Origin of the sequence: Rhodanobacter glycinis (genome assembly GCF_006438785.1) — a bacterium.
Classification (GTDB): domain Bacteria; phylum Pseudomonadota; class Gammaproteobacteria; order Xanthomonadales; family Rhodanobacteraceae; genus Rhodanobacter; species Rhodanobacter glycinis_A.
This window is the reverse complement of record NZ_RCZB01000001.1, coordinates 1,175,926-1,194,380: the sequence shown is the minus strand read 5'-3', so window position 1 is coordinate 1,194,380 and position 18,455 is coordinate 1,175,926. Positions and strand designations below refer to the sequence as shown.

Genomic DNA, 18,455 nt, shown 5'->3' with positions numbered 1-18,455 from the left:
GATGTGGTCGCGGCCGCGGGGTTATGCCATCCGTGTAACACCATCGAAGCCGGTTGCCGATCCAGTCTCGTGTTATCGAAGCAAGCTGCCGACACCGGTTGGTCAACTGAATGCAAAATCCGGATCTGAACTCGTTGGATGTCAATGCGGCGCCGGCGCCGGCGCCGGCGTCCAGCGAGCATTTCTACGCCGCACTTTTCGACATCGGCCAATTGCTGGTTCGCTCGCTCGACCCGCCCGCTCTCTACGAAGCGGTGATCGAGGTTCTTGAGCGCCGCATCGGGGCGTTGAGGGTGATGATCGGCGAGGTGGATCACACCACCGGATGGTTTCGCCGAATTGCTCCGGCCCGTGTCGCCGCAGGCATGGAGGATATCTTTCCGGACCGGCTGCCGTTTTCAGTCGCGCGCCTGCCGTTCTGGGAGGGCACGCCGCAGCTGGAAAGTGATATCCGCCATGCGCCGGGTTTCGAGATGTTCCACCAGGCCTATGTGCGCCATGGCATAGCTTCCGCCGTTGCGGTGCCAGTGATGAAGTTTGGCGAAGTGCGAGCAGGGCTGGTTGTACGGTCATCGCACATCAGTTTCTTTTCTCCCCGGATGATCGAGTTGCTGCAACAGGCCGCGGCAAGCATCGGGCTGGGACTGGAAGCGCACGAGCAGCGCATGCTTCTGCTGCAATCGGTGCGCGAGGAAGCTTGCCAGCGACGTGCACTGCGTCTGCTCAGCGAGATGGTCAAGGTCGTCACGCACAGCCCCGATGAGCAGACGTTGTTGGCCGATGCCTGCCGTGTGGCGCGGCGAATGGGTGGCTATCTGGTGACCTGGCTCGCGCTGCTGGACGGCTGCGACGGGCAGACACTGCGCTTGTGCGCACACGATGGCCTTGCCGACGGATTCGAAACCAGCCCCAGGCTCAGCCTGGGCGATGCCGCGCATCGCCACAATCCAGCCGTCATCGCCATGCTGACCGGCCAACCCCAGGTCAGACATCCACCGTCACCCGGTCACCCCGACTGGCCGCTTGCCGGCGATCTGCCGCACCCACGTGCCTTGTTGGCTCTTCCTTTGTTGGTCGAAGGAGCCATGGTGGGTGTCTTTGTCATGGCGGCACCCGATGCCGAGGCCTTCGCGCTGAGCGAGGTTCAGGTCTTTTCGGAAATGGCGGTCGAGTTGGGGCTGGGTATCCAGATGCAGCGGGCACAAGCCGCACGTGTTGCCGCCGAGCAGAATCTGCGGTTCAACCTGCAGCATTTCCGCACGGTTCTGTCGAACCAGTACTCCGGCATCCTGGTGATGTCCGAAGACAACCGGGTGAAGTTCGTCAACGAGGCTTTCTGCACGCTGTACGGGCTACCCGAGGCACCCTCCGAACTGGAGAATCTGGCCTCGTCGGCGATTTACGAACGCTTGAAAAAAGCACTCGAGGATCCGGAACGCGAGTGGCAGCGGGTGCAGGACATTCTGGCCAGAAACGAAACAGTCAAGGGCGACGAAGTCTCCATCAAGGGTGGCCGCACCTTCCTGCGCGATTTCACGCCGATCACCATCGATGGTGTGTCGCGAGGCCAGCTGTGGCACCAGCGCGACATCACCGAACAGAAAATGCACGAAGCGCGGGTCGAACGGCTGGCCTTCTACGATGTGGTCACCGGCCTGCCGAATCGTCGCCTGCTGTTCCAGTTGCTGGAAAAGACGCGGACGCGGGCCATGGAACAGCGCTCTTTGATGGCCGTTGGCGTGCTCGACCTCGACCGCTTCAAAAGCGTCAATGACACGATCGGCCACGGTGGCGGCGACCACGTGTTGCTGGAAGCCTCGACACGGATTCTCGGCATATTGCGCGAGGAGGACGTTTTGGCTCGTTTTGGCGGCGATGAGTTCGCCCTGGTGATCTCCGGTTTCGATAGCCGGGAGCAGCTCGATGTCATCAGTCGCTGCATCCTGCAGGCATTGCGGGCGCCGTTCCATGTGATGGGCGAACAGTTATATCTGTCTGCCAGCATTGGCTGGACCTTGTTTCCGCTGGACGAGTCCGATGCTGAAGGTCTGATCCGGCATGCCGATCTGGCGATGTATGCAGCCAAGGAGGAGGGCAAGGATCGGGGGGCTCTGTATGAGCCGGCGATGGAGCTGGAGCAACTGCGCCTGCAGGCCATGCGCGAGCGAATCGCGCAGGCACTGCAGCAATCCCGTCTGCAGCTGTTGTTCCAGCCGATCGTGTACATCGACGGTTTGCCCGGCCTGCATGGAGTGGCTGGCATGGAGGCGCTGTTGCGCCTGGATGACACCGGACAGGGACTGATCGAGCCGGCGCGGTTCATGCACGTGCTGGACGATCCCCAGCTGGCACGGCCGATCGGCCGCTATGTGCTGGATGAGGCGTTGAAGCGATGCCAGTCCTGGATGCAGGAGGGCATATCGATTCCGGTCTCGATCAACATCAGTACCCGCCATCTGCTGCATCCGGCGTTTTTCACCGACATCGACGCCGCGCTGGAAATGTATCCGGGCGTGATGGACGTGGGCTTCGGCATCGAGGTGACCGAAACCGGCCCGTCGATGGATCACGCCCGCGCGAAGGTGGTCATCGAGGAGTGTCGCCGGCGCGGCATCCGGGTCGGGCTGGACGACTTCGGTACCGGCAGTGCCTCGCTGAGCCACATCCAGCAGCTGGATATCGAACACATCAAGCTCGATCAGAGTTTCGTGCGCGACATCCTCAACGACGAACGTAACATGGCGATCGCGGCGGGCGTCATCACCACCGCACGCATGCTGGCCAAGACGGTGATCGCCGAAGGTGTCGAGACATCGGCGCAAGGCGACCTGCTGGCCTCGCTGGGATGTCACCAATTGCAGGGTTTCTCGATCTCGCGGCCGATGCCCGCCGAGGCGGTGGCGGGCTGGGTCGCCGGATGGGTGCCCCCCTCGACATGGGGAACCCTCGTCAACGAACGCCAGTCCCTCCTGGCCGGACAGCCCGACGGCGGATGAGGATGCCGCCAGAGTGGTGCTGTTGCGACACAGCAACTAAGATCAGCGTCAACGATCGGGCGCTTCGGGCGCTCGGCAGGAGCCCCGCATGAAACCCACGGTTGCCCGTCAAGGCATCATTTCACTGAAAATCAAGGACGCGGCCTCCCTGTACAACGCGTACATGCCGTTCCTGAAGCACGGCGGCCTGTTTGCAGCGACCGCGCAGACGTACTCGCTCGGTGACGAAGTGGTGCTGCTGGTGACCCTGGCCGAGGAAACCGAACGATTGTCCGTGGTCGGCAAGGTGGTCTGGATCAGCCCGGTCGGCGCGCAGGGCAATCGCACTGCCGGCATCGGCATCCATTTCAACGAATCGGGTGACGCGGAGGCCGCCCGTAGCCGGATCGAGAACATCCTCGCCGGCACGCTGACCTCGGAACGGGCCACTCACACCATGTGAACCTGTTCGCTGTGGCGTCACGGTGATGGCGGGTGTCGCTATTGCGCATCGTATCGGCCGTCAAGGCTTGTTGTACCCACATGCACTGATACAATGCCGCGATTCGCGAACTCATCTCGCGAAACATCGGGCGCTTGCGGTTTCAGACTTGCGAGCGTGGGCGAGCAGCCCATGGCCATATCGGCCTGCCGAATCGAAGTCGCCGGACCGTGAGTTACTGGATCATTCCCCGCGGTCACTGATGCGCCTGATGGCGCGGAGGTATGTTGCATCGTGCTTGCCGAATACTGGCCTGTTCTGTTGTTCATCGGCGTTGCCACCGGCCTCGGCCTGGTGTTGCTGGCCGTCGGCCTGCTGGCCGGCCCGCGCCGTCCCGAGGCGGAAAAACTTGCGCCCTACGAGTGCGGTTTCGAGGCGTTCGAAGATGCCCGCATGCGCTTCGATGTGCGCTACTACCTGCTTGCCATCCTGTTCATCATTTTCGATCTGGAAATCGCCTTCCTGTTTCCGTGGGCGGTGGTATTCCAGCAGATCGGCATGATCGCGCTGATCGAGATGGCGCTGTTCCTGTTGCTGCTGGTCATCGGTTTTGCCTACGTGTGGAAAAAGGGAGCGCTCGAATGGGAGTGATGACCAGCATCGACAAGGTGATGCATAACCCGCAGCCCTTGAACCTTGTCGACGATATCCTGCGTCCGGCCGGCGACAACCCGGTGGTGCAGCGCGGTTTCGCCACCACCAGCGTCGATGCGCTGATGAACTGGGCGCGCACCGGCTCGATGTGGCCGATGACGTTCGGTCTGGCCTGCTGCGCGGTCGAGATGATGCATGCCGGCGCGGCGCGGCTGGATCTGGATCGCTACGGCGTGATCTTCCGTCCCAGCCCGCGCCAGTCCGACGTGATGATCGTGGCCGGCACCCTGGTCAACAAGATGGCCCCGGCGCTGCGCAAGGTCTATGACCAGATGCCCGAGCCGAAATGGGTGATCTCGATGGGCAGTTGCGCCAACGGCGGTGGTTATTACCACTACTCCTATTCGGTGGTGCGCGGTTGCGATCGCATCGTGCCGGTGGACATCTACGTGCCGGGCTGTCCGCCCACGGCCGAGGCGTTGATCCACGGCATCCTGCAGTTGCAGAAGAAAATCCGCCGCACCAGCACCATCGCGCGCTCTTGAACGGCACACTCTGAAGGCGCAGCCCATGACTGACACGCAAAAGACCTCGCTGGCCGGGCAGCTCGCCGCGCGATTCGGCGACATGCTGACCATCAGCACGGTGCGCAACGAGACCACCGCCGAGCTGGCTGCTGCCGATCTGATCGCGGTGGCTACGGCGTTGCGCGACGAACCGGCGTTCCGCTTCAGTGAGCTGATCGATCTGTGTGGCATCGATTACCTCGGCTACGGCCAGACCGAGTGGGATACCGAGACCATTTCCGGTACCGGGTTCTCGCGTGGTGTGGAAGGTGAGGCGATGGGTCGCTTCGACTGGGCCGGACGCCCACGTGGGGCGAATGAGCCGCGCCGGTTCGCTGCGGTGATCCAGCTGCTGTCGATCGAGCACAACCGTCGCCTGCGCTTGCGTGTGTTCTGCGCCGACGACAGCATGCCGGTGGTGCCGTCGCTGACCCTGGTGTGGCCGGGCGTGAACTGGTTCGAGCGCGAGGCGTTCGATCTGTACGGAATCATCTTCGATGGTCATCCCGATCTGCGCCGCATCCTCACCGATTACGGTTTCGTCGGCCATCCGTTCCGCAAGGATTTTCCGCTGATCGGCAACGTCGAGGTGCGCTACGACCCCGAGCAGAAGCGTGTGATCTATGAACCGGTGTCGATCGAGCCGCGCGTGCTGGTACCGCGCACCATCCGCGACGACGCCGACCTGATGCAGGCCAAGGCCGAGGCCGCCGACCACTGGCGGGAGAATTGAGCATGCAGGAAATCCGCAATTACACGATGAACTTCGGCCCGCAGCATCCGGCTGCGCACGGCGTGCTGCGCCTGATCATGGAGATGGACGGCGAGACCATCGTGCGCGCCGATCCGCACATCGGCCTGCTGCACCGTGGCACCGAGAAGCTGGCCGAGTCCAAGCCGTTCAACCAGTCGATCGGCTACATGGACCGGCTCGATTACGTCTCGATGATGTGCAACGAGCACGCCTACGTGAAAGCGATCGAGACCCTGCTGGGCATCGAGGCGCCGGAGCGCGCGCAGTACATCCGCACCATGTTCGACGAGATCACCCGCATTCTGAACCACCTGATGTGGATCGGCTCGAACGCACTCGATCTCGGTGCGATGGCAGTGTTCCTGTACGCGTTCCGCGAGCGCGAAGAGCTGATGGACGTCTACGAGGCAGTGTCGGGTGCGCGCATGCACGCGACCTATTACCGTCCCGGCGGCGTCTACCGCGATCTGCCGGCGCAGATGTCGCAGTACCGCGAGTCGCCGTGGCACAAGGGCAAGGACCTGAAGCGCATCAACAGCTGGCGCGAAGGTTCGATGCTGGATTACCTCGAAGCGTTCGCCGCCGATTTTCCGTCGAAGGTGGACGAGTACGAGGATCTGCTCACCACCAACCGCATCTGGAAACAGCGTACCGTCGGCATCGGCGTGATCTCGCCGGAAATGGCCCAGCAGTGGGGCATGACCGGTGTGATGCTGCGCGGCTCGGGCATCGCCTGGGATCTGCGCAAGAAGCAGCCGTACGCTAAGTACGCCGAGATGGATTTCGACATCCCGGTCGGTGTTGGCGGCGACTGCTACGACCGTTACCTGGTGCGCGTGGAAGAAATGCGCCAGTCAAACCGGATCATCCAGCAGTGCGTGAAGTGGCTGAAGGCCAATCCCGGCCCGGTGATGGTGCAGAACTTCAAGGTCGCGCCACCATCGCGGGTCGAGATGAAGGAGGACATGGAAGCCATGATCCATCACTTCAAGTTGTTCACCGAAGGCTACTGCGTGCCGGCCGGCGAGACCTATTGTGCGGTCGAGGCGCCGAAGGGCGAGTTCGGCTGCTACCTGGTTTCCGACGGCGCCAACAAGCCGTTCCGCGTGCATCTGCGCGCACCGGGCTTTGCCCACCTGTCATCCATGGACACCATCGTGCGCGGCCACATGCTCGCCGACGTGGTGGCCATGATCGGTACTTATGACCTCGTGTTCGGCGAAGTCGATCGCTGAGCCCGGAGCAAAAACACCATGAAAGCCACCGGACATTTCGAGCAGGTCAGGCACGTCGATCCGCTCACCGTACTCACCGACCATACCCGCCATCACATCGATGAGTGGGTGGCCAAGTTTCCCCCTGATCGCAAGCGCTCGGCGCTGATCCAGGCGCTGTTCGGCGCGCAGGAGCAGAACCGGGGTTTCCTCACCGACGAGCTGATCACGGCGGTGGCGAAGTATCTCGACCTGCCTTCGGTATGGGCGTACGAGGTGGCCAGCTTCTATTCGATGCTGGAAACCAAGCCGGTCGGGCGCAACAACGTGGCGATCTGCACCAACATCTCGTGCTGGCTCAACGGCGCCGAAGGCCTGGTGCGCCACTGCGAGAAGAAGCTCGGCATCAAGCTCGGCGAAAGCACGCCGGATGGCCGCATCTATCTGAAGCAGGAAGAGGAGTGCATCGCCGCCTGCGTATATGCGCCGGCGATGACGGTGAATGGGCATTATCACGAGCATCTCACCACCGAGAAACTCGATGCGATCCTCGACGGACTGACCCTCGACGGTCCAGTCGCGCACGACCATGATGCCGGGGAGAGCCACTGATGGCCGTCGGACCCGCCCCGCTGGAACACCAGGTCGTCTACACCACGCTGCATTTCGACAAGCCGTGGGCGATGGACAGCTATGTGCAAATGGACGGCTACAAGGCATGGAGAAAAATCCTCGCCGAGAAGCCCGATCCAGCCTCGTTGATCGAGGAAATCAAGAAGAGCAGTCTGCGCGGTCGTGGCGGCGCGGGCTTCCCGACCGGCCTGAAGTGGTCGTTCATGCCGAAAGGCAACATGCAGAAATACATCCTGTGCAACTCGGACGAGTCCGAGCCGGGTACGGCGAAGGACCGCGACATCCTGCGCTACAACCCGCATGCGGTGATCGAAGGCCTGGCCATAGCGTGCTATTGCACCGGCTCCACCGTGGCCTACAACTACCTGCGCGGCGAGTTTCACCACGAGCCGTTCGAGCACCTGGAAGAGGCGCTGAAGGAAGCCTACGCGGCTGGCCTGCTGGGCAAGAACGTGCAGGGCAGCGGTATCGATGTGGACATCTACAATGCGCTGGGCGCCGGTGCCTACATCTGCGGTGAGGAAACCGCGCTGATGGAATCGCTGGAAGGCAAGAAGGGCCAGCCGCGCTTCAAGCCGCCGTTCCCGGCCGGTTTCGGCCTGTATGGCAAGCCGACCACGATCAACAACACCGAAACCTATGCTTCGGTACCGGCGATCCTGCGCAACGGCGCGGACTGGTTCCTCAGCCTGGGCAAGCCGAACAACGGTGGCCCGAAGATCTTCTCAGTTTCCGGTCACGTCAACAAACCGGGCAACTTCGAGATCCGCCTGGGTACTCCGTTCAAGGACCTGCTGGAGATGGCCGGTGGCGTGCGCAACGGCCACAAGCTGAAGGCAGTGATCCCGGGCGGCTCTTCGATGAAGGTGCTGCCGGCTGACATCATGCTCGACAGCACGATGGACTACGACTGCCTGCAGAAGGCCGGCTCGGGCCTGGGCTCCGGCGCGGTCATCGTGATGGACGAGACCACCTGCATGGTCAAGGTCTGCCATCGCATCTCGCGCTTCTACATGGCCGAGTCCTGCGGTCAGTGCACGCCGTGCCGCGAAGGCACCGGCTGGATGTATCGCGTGCTGTCGCGCATCGTCGAGGGCAAGGGCACCGAGGAAGACCTGCACCGCCTGAAGGCGATTGCCGGCCAGATCGAGGGTCACACCATCTGCGCGTTCGGCGAAGCCGCGGCGTGGCCGGTGCAGGGTTTCCTCGCGCGTTTCTGGAACGAGTTCGAATACTTCGTGCAGCACGGCCGTTCGATGGTCGATGACCAGCTGGCCGAATCCCATCCCGATTCAAATCAGCGGGGAGTTGCCGCATGAGTGCGCAGCCCAGCAACAACGCCGCGCCGGACCTGATCAACATCGAGGTCGACGGCAAGCCTACGCAGATCCGCAAGGGCGCGATGATCATCGAAGCGGCTGACGCAATCGGCGTCGCGATCCCGCGTTTCTGCTACCACCGCAAGTTGCCGATCGCCGCGAACTGTCGCATGTGCCTGGTCGACGTGGAGATGGGCGGCAAGCTGATGCCCAAGCCGCAGCCGGCCTGTGCCACGCCGGTGGCCGAGGGCATGAAGGTGATGACGCGTTCGGACAAGGCGCTGAAATTCCAGAAAGACGTGATGGAGTTTTTGCTGATCAACCACCCACTGGACTGCCCGATCTGCGATCAGGGCGGCGAGTGCGAACTGCAGGATGTGGCGTTGGGCTATGGCCGCAGCGTGTCACGCTTTACCGAGCGCAAGCGCACCGTGGCTGACGAGAACATCGGCCCGCTGGTCGCCACCGAGATGACCCGCTGCATCCAGTGCACGCGCTGCGTGCGTTTCACCAGCGAGATCGCCGGCACCCACGAACTGGGTGGCATGAACCGTGGTGAGAACCTGCAGATCGGCACCTACATCGGCAAGACGGTCGAGACCGAACTGTCCGGCAACATCATCGATGTCTGCCCGGTCGGCGCACTGACCAACAAGCCGTTCCAGTTCAAGGCCCGTGCATGGGAACTGATCGCCAAGCCGTCGATCGGTTATCACGATGCGCTCGGCTCCAATCTGTGGCTGCATACGCGCCGCGGTGAGGTGCTGCGCACGGTGCCGCGCGACAACGAAACGATCAACGAGTGCTGGCTGTCCGATCGTGATCGCTACAGCCACCAGGGCCTGTACGCGGCCGATCGCATCGGCACGCCGGAAGTGAAGCGCAACGGCCAGTGGCAGGTGACCACCTGGGAAGATGCGCTGCAGTTTGCCGGTGAGGCATTGAAGAAGGCGCCGGGCAGCGAGCTGGGCATCCTGGTGCATCCGGCCAGCTCGAACGAGGAGGGCGACCTGCTTATGCGTCTGGCCCGCGGTCTGGGCAGCGCACATGTCGATCATCGTTTGCGTCAGCTCGATTTTGCCGACAACGCTGCGGCCGCCAGTTTCGCGCTGCCGGTAGCCGACGTGGATCAGGTCAAGGCCGCGTTGCTGGTCGGCTCCGACCTGCGCCATGAGATGCCGTTGCTCAACCACCGTTTGCATCAGGCGGTGAAGAAGGGCGCGAAGGTGTACACGGTCAATCCGGCCAGCTTCGATTTCAATTACGGCCTCGCCGGAGAATCGATTGCCGCACCGCAGGCGCTGGTCGATGCGCTGCTGGCACTGGCCAGGGCTGCGGTCGCGGCTGGGACAAGTGCGCCGGCTGCGCTGGCCGATGCGATCAACGGCGTACACAGTGATCAGGGTGACAGCGATGCGATCGCTGCATTGAAGTCGGGTAGCGCAGTGGTGATTCTCGGCGAAGCCGCGGTCACTCACCCGCAAGCCTCGTGGCTGCGCGCGATTGCGCGTTTCATCGCCGATGCCACCGGCGCCAGCTACAACGAGCTGCCGGTGGGTGCGAATGCCGTCGGCCTGGCCAGGCTTGGCGTGCTGCCCGGCAATGGTGGACTGGATGCGCAGGCGATGCTGGCGCAGCCGCGCAAGAGCTACGTGTTGTATGGCGTGGAGCCGCCGCATGATTTCGCCGATGGCAGCGCGGCGCTGGAAGCGTTGCGCGGTGCGGAGCAGGTGGTGGCATTCAGCGCCTACGCCAGCGCCGCGTTGCGCGAAGTTGCCGATGTGATTCTGCCAATCGGATTGCTGCCGGAGATCGACGCCACCCTGGTCAATGTTGATGGTCTGGCGCAGGGCGTTTCTGCCGGCGCCAAGGCACCCGGTCAGACACGTCCTGGCTGGAAGGTGTTGCGTGCGCTGGGCGGTGCCATCCAGCTGGCCGGCTTCGAGTTCGACGACCTTGCCGGCTTGCGCGATGGGATCAGCGAACGCGCCGCGGCACCGCGCAGCGGTCTGGCCACGCGTGCGGCTGTCAGTGACCTGACCCGCCTCGCCACCTGGCCGATCTATCGGGGCGATGCCGTGCTGCGGCGCGCTACCGCGCTGAATGCGCATCCGCTCAATCGTGCGCCGGCGGTACGCCTGAATGCGACTGAGGCCCGGCGGCTCGGTCTCGCTGATATTGCGCAAGTGCACCTGGGCGACGTGGTTCTGCCGCTGGTGATCGATGTGGCTGTGCCCGATGGCTCGGCATGGATCGAGGCTGCCCAGGATCTCACTGCCACGCTGCCGCCGTATGGCGCGGCCATCACCTTGAGCAAGGCATAAGCATCATGGCTGATCAACTTATCAACCAGCTCGTGTGGCCGATCATCTTCATCCTGTGCATCACGGTGCCGCTGATCATCGCGGTGGCGATGTTCGTGTACTGGGAGCGCAAGGTCATCGGCTGGATGCACGTGCGCCTGGGGCCGAGCAAGATCGGCCCGTTCGGCCTGCTGCAGGCATTCGCCGACGTGGTCAAGCTGCTGATCAAGGAAGTGATCCTGCCGACCAAGGCGAACCGCTTCCTGTATTTCATGGCGCCGTTGCTGGCGCTGATCCCAGCGCTGGCGGCGTGGGCGGTGATTCCGTTCAGCAGCAAGATGGTGCTGTCGAACGCGAATGCCGGTGTTCTCTACCTGCTGGCGATGACCTCGCTCGGTGTGTACGGCATCATCATCGCCGGCTGGGCGTCCAACTCGCGTTACGCGTTGCTTGGTGCGATGCGTTCGGCCGCGCAGGTGATCTCCTACGAGCTGGCGATGGGCCTGTGCCTGGTCTGCGTGCTGGTACTGGCGGGCAGTCTCAATCTCACCGACATCGTCAATGCGCAGGCCGGCGGCAAGGGCTTGTTCGACTGGTTCTGGCTGCCGCTGCTGCCGGTGTTCGTGATCTATTTCATCTCCGGTGTGGCCGAGACCAACCGCGCACCGTTCGACGTGGCGGAGGGTGAATCGGAAATCGTCGCCGGTTTTCACGTGGAATATTCGGGCTCGGCCTTCGCGATCTTCTTCCTGGCCGAATACGCCAACATGATCCTGGTCAGCTTCCTGGCCTCGATCCTGTTCCTGGGTGGCTGGCTCAGTCCGCTGCAGGGCTGGATCCATGCCGATGCACCAGGCTGGATCAACTGGATCTGGACCGGCAGCTGGGTCTGGCTGTTCATCAAGGCGTTCGTGATGAGCTTCCTGTTCCTGTGGTTCCGCGCCACGTTCCCGCGCTATCGCTATGACCAGATCATGCGGCTGGGCTGGAAGGTGCTTATCCCGATCGCCATCGTCTGGGTGATGGTTGCCGGCTGCATGAAATTTTTCGGCTGGGTCAGCATCGGCGTGGGGGCCTGACCAATGAAACGCATTACCGGTTATTTCAAGAGTCTGTTGCTGATCGAGCTGTTCCAGGGCATGGGGTTGACCATGCGCTACATGTTCAAGCCGAAGTACACCGTGCGCTACCCGATGGAGCACATTCCGAAGTCGAACCGCTTCCGTGGTCTGCATGCGCTGCGTCGCTACGCGAACGGCGAAGAGCGCTGCATCGCGTGCAAGCTGTGCGAGGCGGTGTGCCCGGCGCTGGCGATCACGATCGACTCCGCACCGCGCGAGAGCGACGGTCAGCGTCGTACCACGCGCTACGACATCGACCTGTTCAAGTGCATCTTCTGCGGCTTCTGCGAGGAGAGCTGCCCGGTCGATTCGATCGTCGAGACGTCGATCCACGAATATCACTTCGAACACCGTGGCGAAAACGTGGTGACCAAGCAGCAACTGCTGGCCATCGGTGATCGCTTCGAGCAGCAGATTGCCGCCGATCGCGCCCAAGACGCGGCGTACCGCTGAGGCCAACGATGAATCCCCAACTGTTCCAACTCATCTGTTTCTACGCCTTCGGCTTCGTCACCGTAGCCGCTGCGCTGTCGGTGATCACTTTGAAGAACACGGTGCATGCGGTGCTGGCGTTGGTGCTGACGTTCTTCAGTGCCGCCTGCCTGTGGATGCTCATCGATGCCGAGTTCCTGGCGCTGGCGCTGATCGTGGTCTATGTCGGTGCGGTGATGGTGCTGTTCCTGTTCGTGGTGATGATGCTCGACATCGATCAGGAAAAGATGCGCGAGGGCTTCGTGAAATTCCTGCCGGTCGGCCTGATCGTGGCGGCGGCGATGCTGGTGGAGATGCTGGGCCTGATCGGCGTGCGCGCGATGCATGCGCAGGTCATGGGCGCCAACCCGGCCACCGCCGCCGGCCTGTCCAACACGGCGTGGCTGGGGCAGGCGTTGTACACGAAATTCCTGCTGCCGTTCGAGATCGCCGCGCTGATTCTTACCGTAGGTGTGGTCGCAGCGGTGGCGCTGACCCTGCGCGAGCGCGGCGATGCGCGCTACGAGTCGGCCAGCCAGCAGGTCAAGGTCAACCCGCGTGACCGCGTCCGCATCGTGAAGATGGCGGCCGAGCGCCCCGTCGACGAAACGCCGGCACCACCGCAGGAGTCCACCCCATGATCACGCTGTCGCATTACATCGTGCTCGGCGCGGTGCTGTTCTGCATCGCCGTCGCCGGTCTGTTCATCAACCGCAAGAACGTGATCGTGCTGCTGATGTCGATCGAGTTGATGCTGCTCGCGGTGAACATGAACTTCGTGGCGTTCTCGCGTTTTCTCGGCGATGTGTCGGGGCAGGTATTCGTGTTCTTCATCCTCACCGTGGCCGCGGCAGAAGCTGCCATCGGCCTGGCGATCCTGGTGCTGCTGTTCCGCAATCGCAGCACGATCAATATCGCCGACATCGACAGCATGAAGGGTTGACCCGATGCAGCTTTCGACATCCATTCTGCTGACGATCGCGCTGGCGCCCCTGGTTGGTTGCCTGCTGGCCGGTTTCCTCGGCAAGTTCCTCGGCCGCGCCGGTTCGCATACCGTCACCATCCTCGGCGTGGCGATCTCCTGCGCACTGTCGTTCCATGTGCTCTACCAGCTCACCCTGGGTGGCGCCGAAACGTACAACCAGAACATCTACACCTGGTTCCAGATCGGCCATTTCAACGCCAGCGTCGGGTTCCTGGTCGACCGCCTGACCGCGATGATGCTGGTGGTGGTGAGCTTCGTGTCGCTGCTGGTGCACGTCTACACCATCGGCTACATGGCCGACGACGAGGGTTACAAGCGCTTCTTCAGCTACATCTCGCTGTTCACCTTCTCGATGTTCATGCTGGTGATGAGCAACAACTTCATGCAGCTGTTCTTCGGCTGGGAAGCGGTGGGCCTGGTGTCGTACCTGCTGATCGGCTTCTGGTACAAGCGGCCGACCGCGATCTTCGCGAACCTGAAGGCATTCCTGGTCAACCGCGTGGGTGATTTCGGCTTCCTGCTCGGCATCGCGGCGGTGCTTTATTTCCTCGGTACGCTGGATTACGCCACCGCGTTCGGTTCGGCGCCGTCGCTGATCGGCAAGACCCTGCAGATCACCGCGGGCACACAGTGGGATGCCGCCACGGTGATCTGCATCTGCCTGTTCATCGGCGCGATGGGCAAGTCGGCGCAGGTGCCGCTGCACGTGTGGCTCCCCGACTCGATGGAAGGCCCGACCCCGATCTCCGCGCTGATCCATGCGGCGACGATGGTGACCGCCGGCATCTTCATGGTGGCGCGCATGTCACCGCTGTTCGAGCTGTCCTCGACCGCGCTCAGCTTCGTGCTGGTGATCGGTGCCACCACGGCGCTGTTCACCGGCTTGATCGGTATCGTGCAGAACGACATCAAGCGGGTGATCGCGTACTCGACGCTGTCGCAGCTGGGCTACATGACGGTGGCGCTGGGTGTGTCGATGTACAGCGGCGCGGTGTTCCACCTGATGACGCATGCGTTCTTCAAGGCGCTGCTGTTCCTCGGCGCCGGCTCGGTGATCATCGCGATGCATCATGAGCAGGACATGCGTTACATGGGTGGCCTGCGCAAGTACATGCCGATCACCTGGATCACCATGTGGATCGGTTCGCTGGCGCTGGTGGCGGTGCCGTTCACCTCGGGCTTTTACTCGAAGGACGCGATCATCGAGGCGGTCGGCGAATCGCATCGCTGGGGCGCGCACTACGCCTACTTCTGCGTGATGGTCGGTGCACTGGTGACCGGGCTGTACACGTTCCGCCAGATGTATCTGACCTTCCATGGCAAGGAGCGCTTCACCATCGTCGCGCATCATGGACACGGCCATCACGATGACCACCACGATCATGGTCACCATGAGCCAGGCGTGCTGGAACATGCGCCGAAGGAATCGCCGTGGGTGGTGACGCTCCCGCTGGTGCTGCTGGCGATCCCATCGCTGCTGGTCGGTTTCTTCACGGTCGGGCCGGTGCTGTTCGGCAACTGGTTCGGCAGTGCGATCCATGTGGACGAGGCGAACAACGTGCTGGCCGAACTGGGCCAGGAGTTCCACGGCTCGCTGGCGATGGCGCTGCATGGGTTCACCCAGCTGCCGTTCTTCCTGGTGCTGACGGCATTCGTGATCACCACCTACATCTATCTGTTCAACCCGGCCATGGCCGGCAAGATCAAGTCGGCGTTGAAGCCGTTGTGGACCGTGCTCGACCGCAAATACTGGGTCGACGACGTCTACTTCGCCGTGTTTGCCCGCGGCGGCGTCAAGCTCGGCCGCCTGTTCTGGAAGGCCGGTGACACGGCGGTGATCGACGACGCGATGGTCAACGGCTCGGTGAGCATGATTCACCGTATCGCTGCCACGATGCGCCGCTTGCAGTCGGGTTATCTCTATCACTACGCCTTCGCGATGATTCTTGGCCTGATCCTGCTGCTAGGCGGGTACTGGTTCTTTGGTTCTGGGCTGATCGGTCCCGGACTGGCCGGGCAATAAGGGAAGCAAGCACACATGTTCAATCACTTGCTCAGCCTGCTGATCTGGCTCCCCGTCGCCGGTGCGATTCCGGTGCTGCTTGCCGGCTCCGCCCGACCCAACCTGGCCCGCTGGCTGTCGCTGCTGGTGGCGGTGCTCACCTTCGTGGTCAGCCTGTTCCTGTTGGTGCAATACCACCCCGATGCGGGTGGCATGCAGTTGACCGAAAGCTATTTGTGGATCGCCTCGTGGGGTGTCCATTACGGCTTGGCCGTCGATGGCATCTCGGTGGCACTGATCCTGATGACCAGCTTCGTCGGCATCCTGGTGATCGCCGGCGCGTGGGAAGTCATCCAGGACAAGCCGCACCAGTACATGGCCGCGATGCTGATGCTGGAAGGCCTGCTGATCGGCGTGTTCTGTGCCACCGACGCGCTGCTGTTCTACGCGCTGTTCGAGGCGATCCTGATTCCGATGTTCATCCTGATCGGCATCTGGGGTGGACCACGGCGGGTGTATGCGACGCTGAAGTTCTTCATCTACACGTTCTTCGGCTCGGTCTTCATGCTGATCGCGCTGTTGTACCTGTACCAGAAGGCGCACACGTTCGATCTCGCCACGCTGGCCGCGCTGCCGCTGACGATGAAGGAGCAGAGCTGGATCTTCTTCGCGTTCCTGATCGCATTTGCGATCAAGGTGCCGATGGTGCCGGTGCACACCTGGCTGCCGGACGCCCACGTCGAGGCGCCGACCGGCGGCTCGGTGGTGCTGGCGGCGGTGATGCTGAAGGTCGGTACTTACGGAATGCTGCGCTTCATCCTGCCGATCGTGCCGGACGCGGGTGCGCATTACGCCTGGCTGATCATCGTGATGAGCCTGATCGCGATCGTCTACATCGGCTATGTCGCGCTGGTGCAGGAGGACATGAAGAAGCTGGTGGCATATTCGTCCGTGGCGCACATGGGCTTCGTCACGCTGGGTATCTTCATCGCGTTCCTGCTGGTGCGCGAGTCGGGCAATACCGACATGGCGCTGCTCGGCATGCAGGGCGCGATGGTGCAGATGATCTCGCACGGCTTTGTGTCCGGCGCGATGTTTACCTGCATCGGCGTGATGTACGACCGCACGCATACGCGCCAGATCAAGGATTATGGCGGCGTCATCAACGTGATGCCGTGGTTCGGTTTCTTCTACGTGCTGTTCGCGATGGCCAACTGCGGTCTGCCGGGCACCAGCGGATTCGTGGGCGAGTTCATGGTGATCCTGGCCAGCTTCGCGGCCAATCCGTGGATCGCGTTGTTTGCCGCGTTCACCCTGATCATCGGTGCGGCCTACACGCTGTGGCTCGTCAAGCGCGTGCTGTGGGGTGAGATCACCAATCCCCATGTGGCCGAGATGAAGGAGATCAATGGTCGCGAGACGTTCGTGCTGGTCGCCTTCGCCGCCTCGGTGCTGGCGCTGGGCATCTGGCCGCAGCCGTTGGTCCACTTGATGGACAGCTCGGTATCGCAGCTGGTGCAGCAGCTCGCCATTCACAAGATTTGAGCAGGATCGACCATGCCGACTTTCAATGACATCCTGATCCTGCTACCGGAATTCTATCTGGTGGCGGCAGCGTGCCTGCTGTTGCTGCTGGACGCCTTCATGAAGCCAGCGCAGCGCCCGCTGTTGCACTGGATCTCCATCGTTGTGCTGCTGGTGGCCATCTATCTGGTGGTTGCTGGCCAGCCGGAGCAGGCGGTCACCGCGTTCGGCGGCATGTTCGTGCGCGACGACGTGGCGGAGATCCTCAAGGTCTTCGCGCTGGGTACCACTGCGATGGTGTTCGTCTATGCACGGCCCTATCTGATCGACCGCAAGCTGCTCAGCGGCGAGTTCTACACGCTGATGATCTTCGCGGTGATCGGCATCATGCTGCTGGTCTCGGCCGGCAACCTGATCACCGTGTACCTGGGACTGGAGTTGCTGTCGCTGTCGTCGTACGCGCTGGTCGCGCTGAACCGGGACGCCAAGCTGCCACCGGAAGCGGCAATCAAGTATTTTGTGTTGGGTGCGCTGGCCTCGGGCATGCTGCTGTACGGCATGTCGATGGTCTACGGTGCCTCCGGCATGGGCGGCACGCCAAGCCTGGATCTGGCGCAACTGCACAACGTGATGAGCTACACCACGGCGCCGACCCTGCTGCTGTTCGGTCTGATCTTCATGATCGTCGGCATCGGCTTCAAGCTGGGTGCCGCGCCGTTCCACATGTGGATCCCCGACGTCTACCAGGGTGCACCGACTCCGGTCACCACCTTTATCGCGTCGGGTTCCAAGCTCGCTGCATTCGGTATGGCCTACCGCCTGCTCGATGCGGGCATGGGCGACTTGTCGCATCATTGGCAGCTGATGCTGGCGGTACTGGCGGTGCTGTCGCTGGCGATCGGCAACCTGGTCGCGATCGTACAGACCAATCTCAAGCGCATGCTGGCGTATTCCACCATCTCGCACATGGGTTACCTGTTGCTGGGCCTTGCCGCCGCCGGCCCGGAAGGCTATGCCGCCGCGATGTTCTACGCGATCTGCTATGCGTTGATGGGCGTGGCCGCGTTCGGCGTGATGCTGGCGCTGACCCGCGCCGGCTTCGAGTGCGAGGAAATCGCCGATCTGAAGGGGCTCAACCAGAAGTCGCCGTGGATGGCATTCCTCATGCTGTTGGCGATGTTCTCGCTGGCTGGCGTGCCGCCGCTGTTCGGATTCTGGGCCAAGGTGCTGGTGCTGGAGGCGGCGATCCACGCGAACATGCTGTGGCTGGCCATCGTCGGTATCGTGTTCGCCATCATCGGCCTGTACTACTACTTGTACGTGATCAAGGTGATGTATTTCGACAAGCCGGCCGAGGGCAGCACGCTGCAGGTGCAGTCGGACAAGCCGTTGCGCGTGGTGTTGTCGTTGAATGCATTGTCATTGCTGGTGCTGGGCCTGTACTGGGGCCCGCTGCTTGGCTGGTGCCGTCGCGCGTTCGGGCTTTGATCTT

Annotated in this window: 15 protein-coding genes and 1 pseudogene; all 16 read left to right on the top strand. The window is 62.5% G+C overall.

The window, feature by feature from the left end; genetic code table 11:
- Positions 1-134 precede the first annotated feature (134 nt).
- The 16 genes and pseudogenes from EAH75_RS05735 (at position 135) to nuoN (ending at position 18,451) form a co-directional block, all read left to right on the top strand.
- Positions 135-2,996 (top strand): bifunctional diguanylate cyclase/phosphodiesterase, encoded by a 2,862-nt coding sequence (locus tag EAH75_RS05735; RefSeq protein WP_241668895.1) that lies wholly within the window; start codon positions 135-137, stop codon positions 2,994-2,996.
- An 85-nt stretch (positions 2,997-3,081) separates the two neighbouring features.
- A pseudogene (locus tag EAH75_RS05730) lies at positions 3,082-3,438 on the top strand (PilZ domain-containing protein); the annotation flags it as partial.
- Positions 3,439-3,711: 273 nt separating this feature from the next.
- Positions 3,712-4,068, top strand: a complete 357-nt coding sequence (locus EAH75_RS05725) for an NADH-quinone oxidoreductase subunit A (RefSeq protein WP_140650924.1) — start codon at positions 3,712-3,714, stop codon at positions 4,066-4,068.
- The gene (locus EAH75_RS05720; protein WP_140650928.1) at positions 4,059-4,616 is read left to right on the top strand and encodes a NuoB/complex I 20 kDa subunit family protein; all 558 of its coding nucleotides are present in this window, start codon (positions 4,059-4,061) and stop codon (positions 4,614-4,616) included. The genes EAH75_RS05725 and EAH75_RS05720 overlap by 10 nt, the downstream gene beginning before the upstream one ends.
- 25 nt (positions 4,617-4,641) lie before the next feature.
- Positions 4,642-5,370, top strand: a complete 729-nt coding sequence (locus EAH75_RS05715) for an NADH-quinone oxidoreductase subunit C (RefSeq protein WP_140650931.1) — start codon at positions 4,642-4,644, stop codon at positions 5,368-5,370.
- A 2-nt stretch (positions 5,371-5,372) separates the two neighbouring features.
- Positions 5,373-6,626 (top strand): NADH-quinone oxidoreductase subunit D, encoded by a 1,254-nt coding sequence (locus EAH75_RS05710; RefSeq protein WP_140650934.1) that lies wholly within the window; start codon positions 5,373-5,375, stop codon positions 6,624-6,626.
- Positions 6,627-6,644: 18 nt separating this feature from the next.
- Positions 6,645-7,217 carry an NADH-quinone oxidoreductase subunit NuoE gene (nuoE, locus tag EAH75_RS05705; RefSeq protein WP_140650937.1) on the top strand — a complete coding sequence of 191 codons (573 nt, stop codon included), beginning with the start codon at positions 6,645-6,647 and terminating at the stop codon, positions 7,215-7,217.
- Positions 7,217-8,557, top strand: a complete 1,341-nt coding sequence (gene nuoF / locus EAH75_RS05700; protein WP_140804721.1) for an NADH-quinone oxidoreductase subunit NuoF — start codon at positions 7,217-7,219, stop codon at positions 8,555-8,557. Before nuoE ends, nuoF begins: the two co-directional genes overlap by 1 nt.
- Positions 8,554-10,881 carry an NADH-quinone oxidoreductase subunit NuoG gene (nuoG, locus tag EAH75_RS05695; RefSeq protein WP_140650943.1) on the top strand — a complete coding sequence of 776 codons (2,328 nt, stop codon included), beginning with the start codon at positions 8,554-8,556 and terminating at the stop codon, positions 10,879-10,881. The genes nuoF and nuoG overlap by 4 nt, the downstream gene beginning before the upstream one ends.
- A 5-nt stretch (positions 10,882-10,886) precedes the next feature.
- Positions 10,887-11,939, top strand: a complete 1,053-nt coding sequence (nuoH, locus tag EAH75_RS05690) for an NADH-quinone oxidoreductase subunit NuoH (RefSeq protein ID WP_140650946.1) — start codon at positions 10,887-10,889, stop codon at positions 11,937-11,939.
- Positions 11,940-11,942: 3 nt separating this feature from the next.
- Positions 11,943-12,434, top strand: a complete 492-nt coding sequence (nuoI, locus tag EAH75_RS05685) for an NADH-quinone oxidoreductase subunit NuoI (RefSeq protein ID WP_140650949.1) — start codon at positions 11,943-11,945, stop codon at positions 12,432-12,434.
- Between the two features lie 8 nt (positions 12,435-12,442).
- Positions 12,443-13,093 carry an NADH-quinone oxidoreductase subunit J gene (locus tag EAH75_RS05680; protein ID WP_140650952.1) on the top strand — a complete coding sequence of 217 codons (651 nt, stop codon included), beginning with the start codon at positions 12,443-12,445 and terminating at the stop codon, positions 13,091-13,093.
- Positions 13,090-13,395 carry an NADH-quinone oxidoreductase subunit NuoK gene (gene nuoK, locus EAH75_RS05675; protein ID WP_072760924.1) on the top strand — a complete coding sequence of 102 codons (306 nt, stop codon included), beginning with the start codon at positions 13,090-13,092 and terminating at the stop codon, positions 13,393-13,395. The genes EAH75_RS05680 and nuoK overlap by 4 nt, the downstream gene beginning before the upstream one ends.
- 4 nt (positions 13,396-13,399) lie before the next feature.
- On the top strand, positions 13,400-15,460 hold the full coding sequence (nuoL, locus tag EAH75_RS05670; RefSeq protein WP_140650955.1) for an NADH-quinone oxidoreductase subunit L: 2,061 nt from the start codon (positions 13,400-13,402) through the stop codon (positions 15,458-15,460).
- Positions 15,461-15,475: 15 nt separating this feature from the next.
- Entirely contained in the window at positions 15,476-16,984 is a 1,509-nt protein-coding gene (locus EAH75_RS05665) for an NADH-quinone oxidoreductase subunit M (protein ID WP_140650958.1), read from the top strand.
- Positions 16,985-16,996: 12 nt separating this feature from the next.
- Entirely contained in the window at positions 16,997-18,451 is a 1,455-nt protein-coding gene (gene nuoN / locus EAH75_RS05660) for an NADH-quinone oxidoreductase subunit NuoN (RefSeq protein ID WP_140650961.1), read from the top strand.
- Positions 18,452-18,455: the final 4 nt, after the last annotated feature.

What these genes read in the sequence shown, in the direction of transcription:
- nuoF (WP_140804721.1), top strand. Translation starts at nt 7,217, where the DNA reads ATGGCCGTCGGACCCGCCCCGCTGGAACACCAGGTCGTCTACACCACG.
- nuoI (WP_140650949.1), top strand. Translation starts at nt 11,943, where the DNA reads ATGAAACGCATTACCGGTTATTTCAAGAGTCTGTTGCTGATCGAGCTG.
- nuoE (WP_140650937.1), top strand. Translation starts at nt 6,645, where the DNA reads ATGAAAGCCACCGGACATTTCGAGCAGGTCAGGCACGTCGATCCGCTC.
- nuoK (WP_072760924.1), top strand. Translation starts at nt 13,090, where the DNA reads ATGATCACGCTGTCGCATTACATCGTGCTCGGCGCGGTGCTGTTCTGC.
- EAH75_RS05715 (WP_140650931.1), top strand. Translation starts at nt 4,642, where the DNA reads ATGACTGACACGCAAAAGACCTCGCTGGCCGGGCAGCTCGCCGCGCGA.
- nuoH (WP_140650946.1), top strand. Translation starts at nt 10,887, where the DNA reads ATGGCTGATCAACTTATCAACCAGCTCGTGTGGCCGATCATCTTCATC.
- EAH75_RS05710 (WP_140650934.1), top strand. Translation starts at nt 5,373, where the DNA reads ATGCAGGAAATCCGCAATTACACGATGAACTTCGGCCCGCAGCATCCG.
- nuoL (WP_140650955.1), top strand. Translation starts at nt 13,400, where the DNA reads ATGCAGCTTTCGACATCCATTCTGCTGACGATCGCGCTGGCGCCCCTG.
- EAH75_RS05665 (WP_140650958.1), top strand. Translation starts at nt 15,476, where the DNA reads ATGTTCAATCACTTGCTCAGCCTGCTGATCTGGCTCCCCGTCGCCGGT.
- EAH75_RS05680 (WP_140650952.1), top strand. Translation starts at nt 12,443, where the DNA reads ATGAATCCCCAACTGTTCCAACTCATCTGTTTCTACGCCTTCGGCTTC.
- nuoG (WP_140650943.1), top strand. Translation starts at nt 8,554, where the DNA reads ATGAGTGCGCAGCCCAGCAACAACGCCGCGCCGGACCTGATCAACATC.
- nuoN (WP_140650961.1), top strand. Translation starts at nt 16,997, where the DNA reads ATGCCGACTTTCAATGACATCCTGATCCTGCTACCGGAATTCTATCTG.
- EAH75_RS05720 (WP_140650928.1), top strand. Translation starts at nt 4,059, where the DNA reads ATGGGAGTGATGACCAGCATCGACAAGGTGATGCATAACCCGCAGCCC.